The following is a 14144-nucleotide window of genomic DNA, read 5'->3' on the forward strand; positions in this document are numbered from 1 at the left end:
TTCCTTGTGCAAACCGCAGCGTTTGCGCAGACAAGAAGCCACCGCAAGGTGGCTTTTTTTCGTCTGCAGTTTCGCTGCGGGCCGCGTCTCGATGGGGCCTGCCCAGTGCGATGGCAGGGGCCTGCGCTGCAGGCAGTTCCTGCTTCCATCCCGATGTATCGGGCATCACCAGTCCGTCATGATCCAGGCCCATCATCCACGGCGAGGGAAAGCCATGGTGATGCGATGCGCCATAGGCGATGCCTGCCGATTTTCCACAGCCGATAGCCGTGTCTCCGTTTGCACTGGCGGGACGTCTTCCAGGCAGGTGTGAGCAGCCATTCCAGGCCCGGTCCTGTCGCCGGAACTGGTAATGCTTCTCATTTCAATGTTGGAAAACGTCAAAGGAGCGCCACTGCATGCCATGGTCCCGGTTCAAGTTTCAGCACGTCTGCAAGGCTGCACAGCCCTTGCCGATCCTGTTGCAGGACGCATGGATCCGGCGAGGGCGGCCGCCGCCCTGAGGCCGTCATGAGGCCGATCTAGGCCTGCCTCCCAAGTCACGCCGATGCGCATCGGCGCGCACTGATGCCCTGCGGTCAGCGGTTGTGCCGCCGCTTACCGCCTGTGCCGAGTCCCGCTCCGCCCTATTGCACGGGCGGCACGCCGGCCGTCCATCGACCTGCGGTCGACATTTCCACTTGATGTTCTTGCCTAGCTTGCGAGAGGAACTGCATCGTGTCCTTGAATCACACACATTCTTCGCTGGAAGAGGTCTTCATTGCTTCGCGTGGACAGTTGGTGAGGGTCGCGCGAAGAATTCTCAGGAATCCCGAACTGGCCGACGAGGCCGTGCAGGACACCTATCTGCGCGTTGCCGAGATGCGCAGCGATGCCGAGATCGCCAGGCCCGCCGCCTACTGGACGCGCGCCGTCTGCAACATGGCGCTGGACTACCTGCGCCGCCAGGAGCGCGAGAACACCTACCGCACCCACGGCGTGGATGTGGAGACGCTGGAGATACCGGACGGCCGCTCGCCCGAGCGCAGCCTGTTCGAGTCCCAGGCCATACGGCTGATCGACCAGGCTCTTGATGAGGTGCCGCCCAAGACCCGCGAGACCTTCGAGCTGTACCGCATCAAAGGCCTCACCCAGCGCCAGATCGCCGAGCACATGGAGTGCGCGCTGGGCCTGGTGAATGCCAGGATTGCCGATGCCTGCAAGGCCATCCATGTCCACCGCTCGCTGCTGGACCACCATTGAACGGTGCAGCCCGGCGCAGGACCCGGAACCGGCGCGCACGCGGCGTGAACAGTTTCGGGTTCGGAACGTCATGTTCAACAGAGGCGCAGTACCGGATCGCCGCGATCCCGTACTGGCCTCACCGATGTTCAACCGCATTAAGGACGCCTGCATGTCTACAAGCTGCTTCGACCGCGAAGACGAAACCTTCATCGTTCTGGTCAACCACGAGGAACAGTATTCCATCTGGCCGCACTGGAAGGCTGTGCCCGGCGGCTGGACCGCCGTGGAGGGCGTGAAGGGCGACAAGAAAACCGTGCTCGACTACGTGGACGCCACCTGGACCGACATGCGGCCCAAGTCGCTGCGCGTGTGGATGCAGCAGCAGGAGCAGGCGGGCTCCGGCGCCGCGCTGCACAAGGCCGATACCGATACCGAAACCGCAGCGGGCTGACGCGCATGCACGCGCCGCTGACCCTGCTGTGCCTGCCGTGCGCAGGCGCCAGCGCCACCATGTACCTGCGCTGGCGCAGGCTGCTGCCCCACTGGATCCGCATTGCTCCGGTGGAGCTGCCGGGGCGGGGCAGCCGGCTGGGGGAGCCTGCGGTCGAGGACTTCGGGCAACTGGTCTCGCTGCTGTGCGCCGAGCAGCGCCAGGCCATGCGCGGCCGCTTTGCGCTGCTGGGCCACAGCATGGGCGCGCTGCTGGCCTTCGGCATGGCGCGGCAGTTGCGCGAGCAGGGCAGGGAGCTGCCGCTGGCCCTGGTTGCCTCGGGCAGCCCGGCACCGGCCTGCCGCGATCCCGAGCGCTTTGCGGGCAAGGGCGACGATGCGGCGCTGATTGCCGATCTGCGCAGGCAGGGCGGCACGCCCGAAGAGGTGTTTGCCAGCCCCGAGCTCATGCGCATCACGCTGGATGTGCTGGGGTCCGACTACCGCGTCTGCGAGAGCTTCGGCCATGTGCCCGCTGCGGGCCTGCCGCTGCCGGTGCACGTCTTTGCGGGGCGGCAGGACGACATCGAGGCGCCCCGCGTCCAGGCCTGGTCGCAGGAGGCCGCCGGGGCCTTCACGCTGGACTGGTTCGAGGGCGGGCATTTCTTCATCAGGCAGCGCGAAGGCGATGTGCTGGCCGTGCTGGCGCAGCGCCTGGCCGGGTCCCAGTCACTCCAGGGGGAAATCCATGCAGCTCGTGTCCGTGCGTGAGGCCATGAGCCAGGGCATCGAGGTCTTCAGGCTGGACCTGGACCTGTCGGCCGAACTGAGCGACAGCCTGCCGCACCTGACCCCCGAGGAGCGCGGTCGCGCCGCGCGCTTCGTGCGGGCCGCCGACCGGCTGCGCTTCGCACAGACGCGCGCTGCCACGCGGCGGCTGCTGGGGCGCAGGCTGGGCTGCTGCCCGGCCGATGTGCCCCTGGCCATCGGCACGCACGGCAAGCCTTTCGTGGATGACGAGCCGCACAGGGCACCTGTGTTCAACGTCTCGCATTCGGGCGGCCATGCGCTGATCGCGCTGGCCGACCCCGGTGGCGTGCTGCACCTGGGCGTGGACATCGAGCAGCACAAGCCCGACCTCGATGCCGAGGTCATGCTCGACGCCGTCTGCACCGACCAGGAACGCGCCAGCGTGCACCGTGCGCCTGATCGGCTGGCGGCCTTCTACCAGCGCTGGGTGGGCAAGGAAGCCGTGCTCAAGGCCATCGGCATTGGCGTGGCCGAGCACCTGCGCTCCATAGGCATCAGCCCGGGAGGGGACGGACGGCTGGCCATCGCCTGCGCGGTCCCCGACTGGAATGGTTTTCAAGCGATGGCGCTGCCAGCGCCGCCGGGCTACGCGGCAGCTCTTGCGTGGCGCACCAAGGAATCGACATGAACGAAACCCTCCAGCGCTTCGAGCGCAAGGCCCCCGCGGGCTCGCTGCTTCCCCAGCTCATCACGCCCGCCCAGCCGGGCCAGGACCTGCTGGCTGCGCTGCCGCCGCTGCGCCGCGACATCGACGAGGCGCTGCTGACCACGGGCGGCGTGCTGCTGCGCGGCTTTGGCGTGCCCGATGTGGAGACCTTCCAGCGCTTCGCCTCGGCCTTCGGCCATCCGCTGCTCAAGTACGAATTCGCCTCCACGCCGCGCAGCGCGGTCGAGGCCTCCAGCGGCGCGGGCGTCTACACCTCCACCGAATACCCGGCCCACCAGAGCATTCCGCTGCACAACGAGCAGGCCTACACGCGCGAGTGGCCCATGAAGATCTGGTTCCACTGCGTCACCGCATCGCCCGAGGGCGGCGAGACGCCGATTGCCGACAGCCGTGCGGTCTACCGCCGCATTCCGGCGCGCATCCGCGAGCTGTTCGAGCCCGGCATCCTCTACGTGCGCAACTTCGGCGAGATGGACGTGCCCTGGCAGAAGGTCTTCAACACCGAAAGCCGCGCCGAGGTCGAGGCCTTCTGCCGCCATGCGCGCATGGACTGGGAGTGGAAGGAAGACGACGGCCTGCGCACGCGCCAGCTGTGCCAGGCCATGGAAAGCCACCCCGTCACGGGCGAGATGGTCTGGTTCAACCAGGCCCACCTGTTCCACATCTCGGCGCGCGAGCCCGAGGAGCGCGAGGTGCTGGAGGAGGTCTACGGCATCGAGAACCTGCCGCGCAACACCTTCTTTGCCGACGGCTCCACCATCGGCGACGACATCTTCGCCGAGGTGCGCGCCGCGCTGGATGCCGAGACCGTCAGCTTCCCCTGGGAGCAGGGCGACGTGCTGATGCTGGACAACATGCTCGTGGCCCATGCCCGCTCGCCCTTCAAGGGGCCGCGCAAGGTCATCGTCGCCATGGCCGAGCCGCGCAGCAATCTGGACCGTTTCTGAGAACCCGGGAGGCAGCTGACATGCTGAGTGGACAAAGTGCAATCGCGGCAGCAGGCCAGGCGTCGGCCAGCCTGGTCGAGCATCTGAGGGGACTGGCGCAGCAGCGGCCCGACGACATCTGGCTCACCGTGGCCGCCGTGCAGGACGGCCGCGTGGTCGAGCGCAGCCACAGCTACGGCGAGTTCGACCGCCGCGTGCGCGCGCTGGCCGCCCGGCTGCAGCAGCTGTGCCCCGTGGGCGCGCGCGCCCTGGTGATGATGGACAACGACGAGCACTACGCCGCCAGCATGCTGGCCTGCTTCTACGCGGGCGTGATCGCCGTGCCGGTGCCGCCGCTGGAATCGCTGCGCGTGCAGCACCTGGAGCGGCTGCTGGGCATCGTGGGCGACGCGGACGCGGCCTGCGTGATCAGCACGGCCGAAGTGATGCAGGCCCTGCCCGGCGCCGATGCGCGCTTTGCCGGCATTGCCGCCGTGGCCGCCGACCAGGTGGACCTGGCCGATGCCGACGCCTGGCGGCCCCATGCGCCGGCTGCCGACGACATCGCCTTCCTGCAATACACCTCGGGCTCCACCTCGGCGCCCAAGGGCGTGATGGTCAGCCACGGCAACCTCATCGCCAACGAGGCCGCCATCCAGCAGCGCATGGACATCGGCGTGGGCGACCGCTTCATGTCCTGGGCACCGCTGTACCACGACATGGGCCTGATCGGCGGACTGCTGCAGCCGCTGTACAGCGGGCTGCCGCTGGTGCTGACCTCGCCGCGCCTCTTTCTGGAAAGCCCCGTGCGCTGGCTGGAGCTGATCTCGCGCCACCGCGCCACCATCAGCGGCGGCCCCGACTTCGCCTACCGCATGTGCCTGGAGCGCATCAAGCCGTCGCAGCTGGCGCAGCTGAACCTGTCGAGCTGGCGGCTGGCCTATACCGGTGCCGAGCCCGTGCGTGCCGACACCGTCACGGCCTTCGCGCAGCGCTTTGCCGCCTGCGGCCTGCGGCCCGACGCGGCCTATGCCTGCTACGGCCTGGCGGAAGCCACCCTGTTCATCACCGGCGGCAGTTGCGGCGCAGGCGCCGCGATCACGTCCTTCGATACCGAGGCCCTGGGCCAGGGCCGGGCCGAGGAAAGCCCCGGCGCCTCGCAGACCACCGCGCTGGTGGGCTGCGGCCCCGCCGTTCCCGGCCATGCCGTGGCCATCGTCGATCCGCACAGCCTGCAGGTGCTGGAGCCCGGCCGCGTGGGCGAGATCTGGGCGCACGGACCCAGCATCAGCCAGGGCTACTGGGGCAAGCCGCAGCAAACGCAGCAGGCCTTTGTCGAGCATGCAGGCCGGCGCTGGCTGCGCACGGGCGACCTGGGCTTCGTGCATGCTGGGCAGGTCCATGTGGCGGGCCGCATCAAGGACCTGATCATCGTGCGCGGGCACAACCTCTACCCGCAGGACATCGAGCGCGTGGTCGAGGCCGAGGTCGAAGCCGTGCGCAAGGGACGCGTGGCCGCGTTTGCGGTGGACATCGATGGCCGGGAAGGCATAGGCATTGCTGCCGAAGTCTCGTTCGGCATGCAAAAACTGGTGCCGGCCCAGGCCCTGGTCGATGCACTGAGCACCGCCGTGGGCGCGCAGTGCGGCGAGGCGCCCACGGTGATCGTGCTGCTCAACCCCGGCGCCTTGCCCCGCACCTCCAGCGGCAAGCTGCAGCGCGCAGCCTGCCGCCAAGGCTGGTCCGCGCGCACGCTGGATGCCTGGGCGGTGTTCGAGTCGGGCCGCTTCGCGGGCGGCGGCAGCCAGGCACCGCAGGAGGCGGGCGCGGCAGATCCCACCACAGGCACGCTGGCCGGCCTGTGGCGCGAGGTGCTCGGTGGCGATGCGCAGCCCGGGCCGGCCGGCGAGGCCAACTTCTTCGCGCAAGGCGGCAACTCCCTGGCCGCCGTGCGGCTGGCTGCGCGCATCTGCCGGCAATGGTCCCTGGAGTATCCGGCCGGGCGGGTCTTCGAGCACCCGCGGCTGCGCGACCAGGCGCAGGACATCGACCGGCTGCGCCAACAGCGCCAGCCGGGCATGGCGCTGCAGCGCATTGCCCCGCTGGCCGAGGCCCGCCGCGCCATGCCCCTGCCGCTGACGCCGGCCCAGCAGCGCCAATGGTTTCTCTGGAAGATGGATACGCGCAGCACGGCCTACCACGTGCAGGGCGCCCTGCGCATCACCGGGCCGCTGGATGCAGGCGCCCTGCGTGCAGCCGTGCAGGGCCTGGCCGAACGGCATGGTTCGCTGCGCACGGTATTCAACGCCCGGCCCGATGGGGAGGTCGAGCAGCGCCTGGACCCCCAGGGCAGGCTGGAGCTGCAGTGGCTGGATGCCGCGCAGGGCGACTCCGCGCAGCGCCAGGAGCACGCCGCCCAATGGCTGCAGGCGCTGTGCGCCCAGCCCTTTGATCTGCAGCAGGGGCCGCTGGCCAGGGCTGCCCTGGTGCGGCTGCAGGCCCATGAGCACATCCTGGCGCTGGTGATGCACCACATCGTCTCCGACGGCGCCTCCATGCAGATCCTGCTGGACGATCTGGCGGCGCTGTATGCCGGCGCCCCGAACAGCGGCCCGGCGCTGCAGTACGTGGACTACGCCGTCTGGCAGCGGGAGCAGGGCCAGCCGGCCCAGCAAGGCCAGCAGGCCTCGCTGGCCTACTGGCTGGAACGGTTGCAGGTGCCCCCAGGCGAGGCCCAGCCTGTGCTGGCCCTGCCCACCGACCATCCGCGCCAGGCGCTGGCACGCTATCGGGCGGGACGGCACGGCTTCGAGCTGTCCGGCGCGACCTTGCAGGCGCTGCGCGCGCAGGCCCGCCAGCAGGCAGACACGCTCTTCACGCTGCTGCTGGCAGGATGGCAGGCGCTGCTGTACCGCTACACGGGGCAGGAGGACATCCGCGTCGGCGTGCCCGTGGCCAACCGCGCGCATGCCGACCTGCAGGGCGTGGTCGGCTTTTTCGTCAACACCCTGGTGCTGCGCAACCGCATCGACGGGCGCATGCGCCTGGCCGACGTGCTGCAGCAGGCCCGCGAGGCGGCGCAGGGCGCGCAGGCCCACCACGATCTGCCGTTCGAGCAACTGGTGGAGGCGCTGCAGCCGCAGCGCAGCCTGGCGCACAGCCCCTTGTTCCAGGTGCTGTTCAATCATCTGGTGGAGGACTGGCACGCGCTGCAGCAGGTGCCGGGCTGGACCGTGGCCGGCCAGCCGCTGGCTGCCGCAGATGCGCAGTTCGAGCTGACCGTGGAAGTCCGCGAGCGCTCCGATGGCAGCCTGGGCATCAGCCTGGTCTATGCCCGCGAGCTGTTCGAGCCGGGCAGCATGCAGCGCCTGGCCGCCCACTATGCGGCCATGCTGGAGGCCCTCGCCCGGCAGCCCCAATGTGCCGTGGACGAGGTGCCGCTGCTGGGTCCCGACGAACGCCAGCAACTGGCGGCCTGGAGCTGCAATGACCAGGTCCTGCACGGCGGCGACATCGTGCACCGCCGCTTCGAGCAGCAGGTGGCGCGCAGCCCCGATGCCCCGGCCCTGTGCCTGGGCGAGGCCACGCTGGGCTACGCCGAGCTCAATGCGCGCGCCAACCAACTGGCGCATCACCTGATCGCATCGGGCGTGCGGCCCGGCGTGCCGGTGGGCATTGCCATGGAGCGCTCCATCGAGATGGTCGTGGGGCTGCTGGCCATCATGAAAGCCGGCGCGGCCTATGTGCCCATCGACCCCGAGCACCCGGCCGACCGCATCGCCTACATGCTGGAGGACAGCGGCGTGTCCCTGGTGCTGGTGCAGCCGCAGGTGCGGGACCGCCTGCCGGCCATCTGCAGGGCCCGACTGGTCGATGTGCCGGGCCTGGCGTCCCGGCTGCAGGACATGCCGGCCCACAACCCGGCCGTTGCCCTGCATGGCGACAGCCTGGTCTATGTCATCTACACCTCGGGCTCCACGGGCCGGCCCAAGGGCGCGGCCAACCGCCACCGTTCGCTGTGCAACCGCCTGGCGTGGGGGCAGATGCACCAGCCGCTGGGCCCGGGCGACACGGTGCTGCAGAAAACGCCCTTCGGCTTCGACATCTCCTTCTGGGAGTTCTTCTGGCCGCTGACCACCGGCGCACGCCTGGCGCTGGCCGCCCCCGGCGACCACCGCGATCCCCGGCGCCTGGCCGAGCTGATAGCGCGCCACCAGGTCAACACCATCCACTTCGTGCCGTCCATGCTGCAGGCCTTCATGGCGCACCCGGCGGCCGCCACCTGCCAGGGGCTGCAGCGCATCATCTGCAGCGGCGAAGCCCTGTCCGCCGAATTGCAGGCGGCCGTGCTGCAGGCCTTCCCCGGCACCCGCCTGCTCAATCTCTACGGCCCCACGGAGGCGGCCATCGAGGTCACCTGGTGGGACTGCCGGGACGAGGGCGCGTTGTCCGTGCCCATAGGCCGCCCCGTGGCCGGGCTGCGTACCCATGTGCTGGATGCCGCGCTCAACGAGGTGCCGCGCGGCGTGGCCGGCGAGCTGTATCTGGGCGGTGTGGGCCTGGCGCGCGGCTACTGGCGGCGGCCGGGCCTGAGCGCCGAGCGCTTTGTCGCCGATCCCGCCAGCCGCACGGGCGAGCGCCTGTACCGCACGGGCGACCTGGTGCGCTGGCGCGGCGACGGCCAGATCGACTACCTGGGCCGCGTGGACCACCAGGTGAAGATCCGCGGCTTTCGCATCGAGCTGGCCGAGGTGGAGGCGCAACTGCTGGCCCACCCCGCCGTGCGCGAGGCTGTGGTGGTCGCCCGCCAGGCGGCCGACGGCGCGCGGCTGGCCGCCTTTGTCTCGGTGCAGCAGGGGCAGTGCCTGGACATGGCCGCGCTGCGCAGCGCGCTGGCCGCGGCCCTGCCCGACTACATGCTGCCCTCGTCCATCACCGTGCTGGATGCCTTGCCCCTGAACGCCAACGGCAAGGTGGACCGCAAGGCGCTGCCCGAGGCGCCCGCCCTGCCGTCCCTGGAGCGCCAGGCCTACGAGCCGCCCGAGGACGGTGTGGCCGCGACCATTGCCGCCCTCTGGGCCCAGGTGCTGGGCGTGGAGCGCATAGGCGCCAGCGACAACTTCTTCGACCTGGGCGGGCATTCGCTGCAGCTCATCCGCGTGCATGGCCTGCTGGAGTCGCGGCTGGGCCGGGAGCTGTCCCTGGTCGATCTCTTCAAGCACCCCACGGTGTCGGCCCTGGCGCGGCGCATCGAGCAGGGCGCAGATAGCGAGGGCGGGGGCGACGGTGACGGCGCCGCGCAGGCGGCCGCCGCCCGGGACGGCATGGACGCGGCCCAGCGCCGCCGCGAGGCGCTGCTGCAGCGCAAGCGCCACATCGAAAGGACCCTCTGATGTCTTCTGCCTCCGAAACCACCGGCCTGGAGATCGCCGTCATCGGCATGGCCGGGCGCTTTCCGGGCGCCGACGACATCGACCGCTTCTGGGCCAACATCCGTGACGGCGTCGAGTCCGTGAAGCGCTACAGCGACGATGAGCTGCGCGCCCTGGGCGTGCCCCAGGCCCTGCTGGACGATGCCGGCTACGTGAAGGCCGGCGTGCCGCTGGCCGGCATGGACCTCTTCGATGCCGACTTCTTCGGCTACACCCCGCGCGATGCCGAGCAACTGGACCCGCAGCACCGCCTTTTCCTGGAATGCGCGTGGCAGGCGATGGAGCATGCGGGCTACGAGGGCCGGCGCTACCCCGGCGCCATCGGCGTGTATGCGGGCACGGGCGCCAGCGTCTACCTGATGCGCCATCTGCTGCCCCGCCATGCGCCGGGCCCTGGCGCCCAGGTCGCCGACCTGCTGGGCCTGATGAGCGGCAACATGGCCGATGCCCTGGCCACGCGCGTGGCCTACAAGCTGGACCTGCGCGGCCCGGCCGTCACCGTGCAGACGGCCTGCTCGACCTCGCTGATGGCCGTGCACACCGCCTGCCAGGCGCTGCTGGGCCATGAATGCGCCATGGCGCTGGCCGGGGGCGTCTCGCTCAACCTGCTGCAAAACGGCGGCTACCGCTACCAGGCCGGCGCCATCTTCTCGCCGGACGGGCATTGCCGCGCCTTCGATGCCCAGGCCGCAGGCACGCTGCAGGGCAGCGGCGCGGGCATTGTGGTGCTCAAGCGCCTGGACGATGCGCTGCGCGACGGCGACACCATCCACGCCGTCATCCTGGCCAGCGCCGCCAACAACGATGGCGCAGACAAGGTGGGCTTCACGGCGCCCGGCGTCAACGGCCAGGCCGCCGTGGTGCGCGCGGCGCAGGCCCTGGCGGGCGTGCCGGCCGACACCATCGGCTATGTGGAAGCCCATGGCACGGGCACGGCGCTGGGCGACCCCATCGAGATCGCGGCGCTGACCCAGGCCTTTCGCGCCAGCACGCAGCGCAGGGGCTACTGCGCCATCGGCTCGGTGAAGACCAATATTGGCCATCTCGATGCGGCCGCCGGTGTCACGGGCCTGATCAAGGCGGTGCTCTCGCTGCGGCATGCCACCTTGCCGCCGAGCCTGCATTTCGAGCGGCCGCATCCGCAGATCGACTTCGAGCGCAGTCCCTTCCATGTCAACACCGTGGCCAGGCCCTGGCCCCAGGCGGCCACGCCGCGCCGCGCGGGCGTGAGCGCCTTCGGCATTGGCGGCACCAATGTCCATGTGGTGCTGCAGGAGGCTGCTGCAGCCCCTGCCACCTCTGCCACCCCTTCCGGCGCACCGGCGGATGCAGCCCGGGGCTGGCAGGTGCTGTCGCTGTCCGCTCGCAGCCCCCGTGCGCTGGATGAGTCGGCGCGCCGCCTGGCTGCCCATCTGCAGCAGGCCGGCAGCGGCCTGTCGCTGGACGATGTGGCCCACACCCTGCAGCAGGGCCGCCGCGCCTTCGGCCATCGCCGTGCCGTGGTGGCAGACGGCATGGGCATGGCGGTGGAGGGCCTGCACCTCGCTGCTGCTGCTTCTGCTGCTGCGCCGGCAGGCCAGGCCACCGAGGTGCCGCCACAGCCGCCCGGCGTGGCCTTTCTTTTCCCGGGCGGGGGCGTGCAGCACGCCAACATGGGCCTGGACCTGTACCGCGACGGCGGTGTGTTCCGGCAGGAGGTGGACCGCTGCTGCGAGCTGCTGCAGGCCGAAACAGGCTGGGACCTGCGCCAGTGGCTGTTCCCCGCCCCGGGTGAAGAGGTGGAGGCCGACGCGGCGCTGTCCGCCATGGACAAGGCCCAGCCGGCACTGTTCGTGATCGGCTATGCGCTGGCCCGGATGTGGATGGCGCGCGGCGTGCAGCCCGTGTCCATGCTGGGCCACAGCCTGGGCGAGTATGTGGCGGCCTGCCTGGCCGGCGTGTTCGAGCTGCCGCATGCCCTGCGCATCGTGGCGGCGCGCGGCCGCCTGCTGCAGTCGCTGCCGCAGGGCGCCATGACCTCGGTGCCCCTGGCCGAGGCCGAGCTGCAATCGCTGCTGGATGCGGGCTGCGACCTGGGTGCCGTCAACGGCGAACGCCTGTGCGTGCTGTCCGGCCCGCTGGCCGCCATCGAGGCGGCCGAAGAGGCGCTGCGCGCGCGCGACATCACCGCCCGCCGGCTGCACATTGCCGTGGCCTCGCACTCGGCCATGACCGAGCCCCTGCTGGCGCAGCTGGAGCAGGTGGTAGCCAGCGTGCCCCGGCATGCGCCGCGCCTGGCCTTCATCTCCAGCGTGACCGGCAAGCCCATCACGGCCGAGCAGGCCATGAGCCCCGCCTACTGGGCCCGCCACCTGCGCCATACCGTGCGCTTTGCGGACGGGCTGGACGAGCTTGTGCGAGAGCCGGGCCGCGTGCTGCTGGAGGTGGGCCCCGGCCAGGCCCTTGCCGCCCTGGCCCGCCAGCATGCGCGCGCTGCCACGGCGGCCGGCATCTGGTCCAGCCAGGCCCATCCCCAGCAGACCGCACGCAGCGCGCAGCTGCTGGCGCAGGCCGTTGCCGGACTGTGGTGCGCGGGCGTGGACATCGACTGGACTGCCTGCCGGGGCGGGCGGCCAGGGCGGCGCGTGCCGCTGCCGACCTATGCCTTCCAGCGCCGCTCCTTCTGGGTGCAGGCTGCGGGGCAGGGTGGCGATGCACCGAAAGCGGCAGGCACAGCAGGCCCCTCGGCGACCGCGGGTCCGTTCTACGCAGCCGCCTGGCAGCGCAGTCCCTTGCAGTGGGAGGCAGGCACCACCGGCGCAGCCCAGGTGGCCCTGGTGTTTGGCGACGGCAGTGCCACGGCCGAGGCCCTGGTGCACGCATTGCGCGCGCAGGGCACCGATGTGGTCTGCGTGGAAACGGGCGCCGCCCCCGCCTGCCTGGCCCCGGGCCGGCATGCCGTGCGCCCCGGCGAGCACCGCGATTGCGAGGACTTGCTCGATGCGGTGCAGGCGCAGTTCGGCCCCGTGGGCGCCATCTACCACCTGTGGGCCATGGATGCGGCCGCCCCTGCGCCGCTGGAGCGCGGCTTTCACAGCGTGCTGGCCCTGGCGCAGGCGCTGGAGGCCCGTGCGCACGGCGCTGGAGGCCCGCGCACACGGCGGCTGCTGCTGGTGGCCGCAGGCGGTTCGGAAGATGTGACCGGAGCGGAAGCGCTGAACCCCGAGATGGCCGCCGTCTTTCCGCTGTGCAAGGCGATAGGGCAGGAATGCCCGTCCATCGACTGCCGTTTCGTCGATGTGGTGCAGGCGGGTTCGCCCGCAATGCAGGCCCGGCTGGCGCGCCAGCTGCTGGACGAAGCCCGTGCGCCGCATGGGCTGCGCGCGGCCGACACGGCCATCGCCCTGCGCGGTGCCCACCGCTGGCGCAAGACCTATGAGCCCCTGCAATGGCAGGACGCCGCGGCGCCGCGCCTGCGCAGGCAGGGCGTGTACCTGATCACGGGCGGCCTGGGCGGCGTGGGCCTGGCGCTGGCCCGGCATCTGGCCGCGCACTGGCAGGCCCGCCTGGTGCTGCTGGGTCGCACGGCGCTGCCTGCGCGCAGCCAATGGGAGGCGCTGGCCGCCGATGACGGGCAGCCGAGCACCCTGCGCCAGCAACTGCTGCAATTGCTTGCCCTGGAGGCCGAGGGCGCCCAGGTGCTGACCCTGGCCGCCGATGTGGCCGACGCCGCGCAGATGCAGGCGGCGCTGGCGCAGGCGCACCAGCGCTTTGGCGCGCTGCATGGCGTGGTCCATGCCGCAGGCCATGCCGACAGCGGCATGCTGGCCACCCGCACGCGGGACGGCGTGGAGCGCACGTTCGCCCCCAAGCTGCGCGGCACCCGGCTGCTGCTGGACCTGCTGGGCACGCAGGGCACGCAGGGCACGCAGGACGTGCAGGCGCCGGACTTCGTGCTGCTGTGCTCGTCCATCTCCAGCCTCACCGCAGGCCTGGGCAAGAGCGACTACGCCGCCGCCAATGCCTGCATGGATGCACTGGCGGCACTGGCCAGCCGCCAGCGCGCCTGGCCCGTCATCTCCGTGGACTGGGACGCCTGGCGTGACCTGGGCATGGCCGCCGGCATGCGCATTCCCGAGGGCATAGGCTGGAGCGGCGCAGAAGCGGCAGCGGTGTTCGAGCGCATCGTCAACGGCGATGTGCCGCACCAGGTGGTCATCTCCACCACCGACCTGCGGCAGCGCCTGGGCGAGATCGATGCCGGGCTGGTGGATGCGCTGGCAGAACCTGCCGCCGAAGCCGTCGCCGAACCTGCCAACGGATCGCAGGCCCGTGGCGGCCATCCGCGCCCGGCGCTGCAGACCGCCTACGTCGCGGCCGAAGGCGAGCTGCAGCAGGCCCTGGCCGCGCTGTGGACCGACATGCTGGGCATTGCCCCGGTGGGCGTGGACGACAACCTGTTCGAGCTGGGCGGCGACTCGCTGCTGGCCCTGCAGATCCTGGGCCGCGTGAAAAAGCGCTTTGGTGTCGAACTGCACCCTGCGGCCTTCTTCAAGGCCCCCACCGTCGGCGAGCTGGCCGTGCTGGTGGAGACCCGGCTGATCGAGGAGATCGAGGCCACCGTTACCGATGAAGGCGATGCCCTTGCCGCCTTCGCATCTGCGTGAGAAGACCACC

Annotated in this window: 7 protein-coding genes; all 7 read left to right on the forward strand. The window is 70.8% G+C overall.

Annotated features, from left to right (window positions below; all coding sequences use genetic code 11):
- Positions 1-717 precede the first annotated feature (717 nt).
- The 7 genes from ACF8O7_RS26865 (at position 718) to ACF8O7_RS26895 (ending at position 14134) form a co-directional block, all read left to right on the forward strand.
- Positions 718-1242 carry a sigma-70 family RNA polymerase sigma factor gene (locus ACF8O7_RS26865; protein ID WP_043790277.1) on the forward strand — a complete coding sequence of 175 codons (525 nt, stop codon included), beginning with the start codon at positions 718-720 and terminating at the stop codon, positions 1240-1242.
- A gap of 151 nt (positions 1243-1393) precedes the next feature.
- Positions 1394-1675, forward strand: a complete 282-nt coding sequence (locus ACF8O7_RS26870) for an MbtH family NRPS accessory protein (RefSeq protein WP_043790278.1) — start codon at positions 1394-1396, stop codon at positions 1673-1675.
- Positions 1676-1680: 5 nt separating this feature from the next.
- Positions 1681-2424 carry a thioesterase II family protein gene (locus tag ACF8O7_RS26875; protein WP_034363656.1) on the forward strand — a complete coding sequence of 248 codons (744 nt, stop codon included), beginning with the start codon at positions 1681-1683 and terminating at the stop codon, positions 2422-2424.
- A complete protein-coding gene (locus ACF8O7_RS26880; RefSeq protein ID WP_126312753.1) occupies positions 2402-3091 on the forward strand; it encodes a 4'-phosphopantetheinyl transferase superfamily protein in 690 nt (229 codons plus the stop codon). The genes ACF8O7_RS26875 and ACF8O7_RS26880 overlap by 23 nt, the downstream gene beginning before the upstream one ends.
- Entirely contained in the window at positions 3088-4077 is a 990-nt protein-coding gene (locus ACF8O7_RS26885) for a TauD/TfdA family dioxygenase (RefSeq protein WP_016450666.1), read from the forward strand. The genes ACF8O7_RS26880 and ACF8O7_RS26885 overlap by 4 nt, the downstream gene beginning before the upstream one ends.
- 20 nt (positions 4078-4097) lie before the next feature.
- On the forward strand, positions 4098-9449 hold the full coding sequence (locus ACF8O7_RS26890) for an amino acid adenylation domain-containing protein (RefSeq protein ID WP_392444823.1): 5352 nt from the start codon (positions 4098-4100) through the stop codon (positions 9447-9449).
- Positions 9449-14134: an SDR family NAD(P)-dependent oxidoreductase gene (locus tag ACF8O7_RS26895; protein WP_392444826.1), complete on the forward strand. Its 4686-nt coding sequence runs from the start codon at positions 9449-9451 to the stop codon at positions 14132-14134. The genes ACF8O7_RS26890 and ACF8O7_RS26895 overlap by 1 nt, the downstream gene beginning before the upstream one ends.
- The last annotated feature ends 10 nt before the right edge of the window (positions 14135-14144 follow it).

Origin of the sequence: Delftia sp. WSY_16, from assembly GCF_043104415.1 — a bacterium.
GTDB classification, from domain to species: Bacteria; Pseudomonadota; Gammaproteobacteria; order Burkholderiales; family Burkholderiaceae_C; genus Comamonas; species Comamonas tsuruhatensis.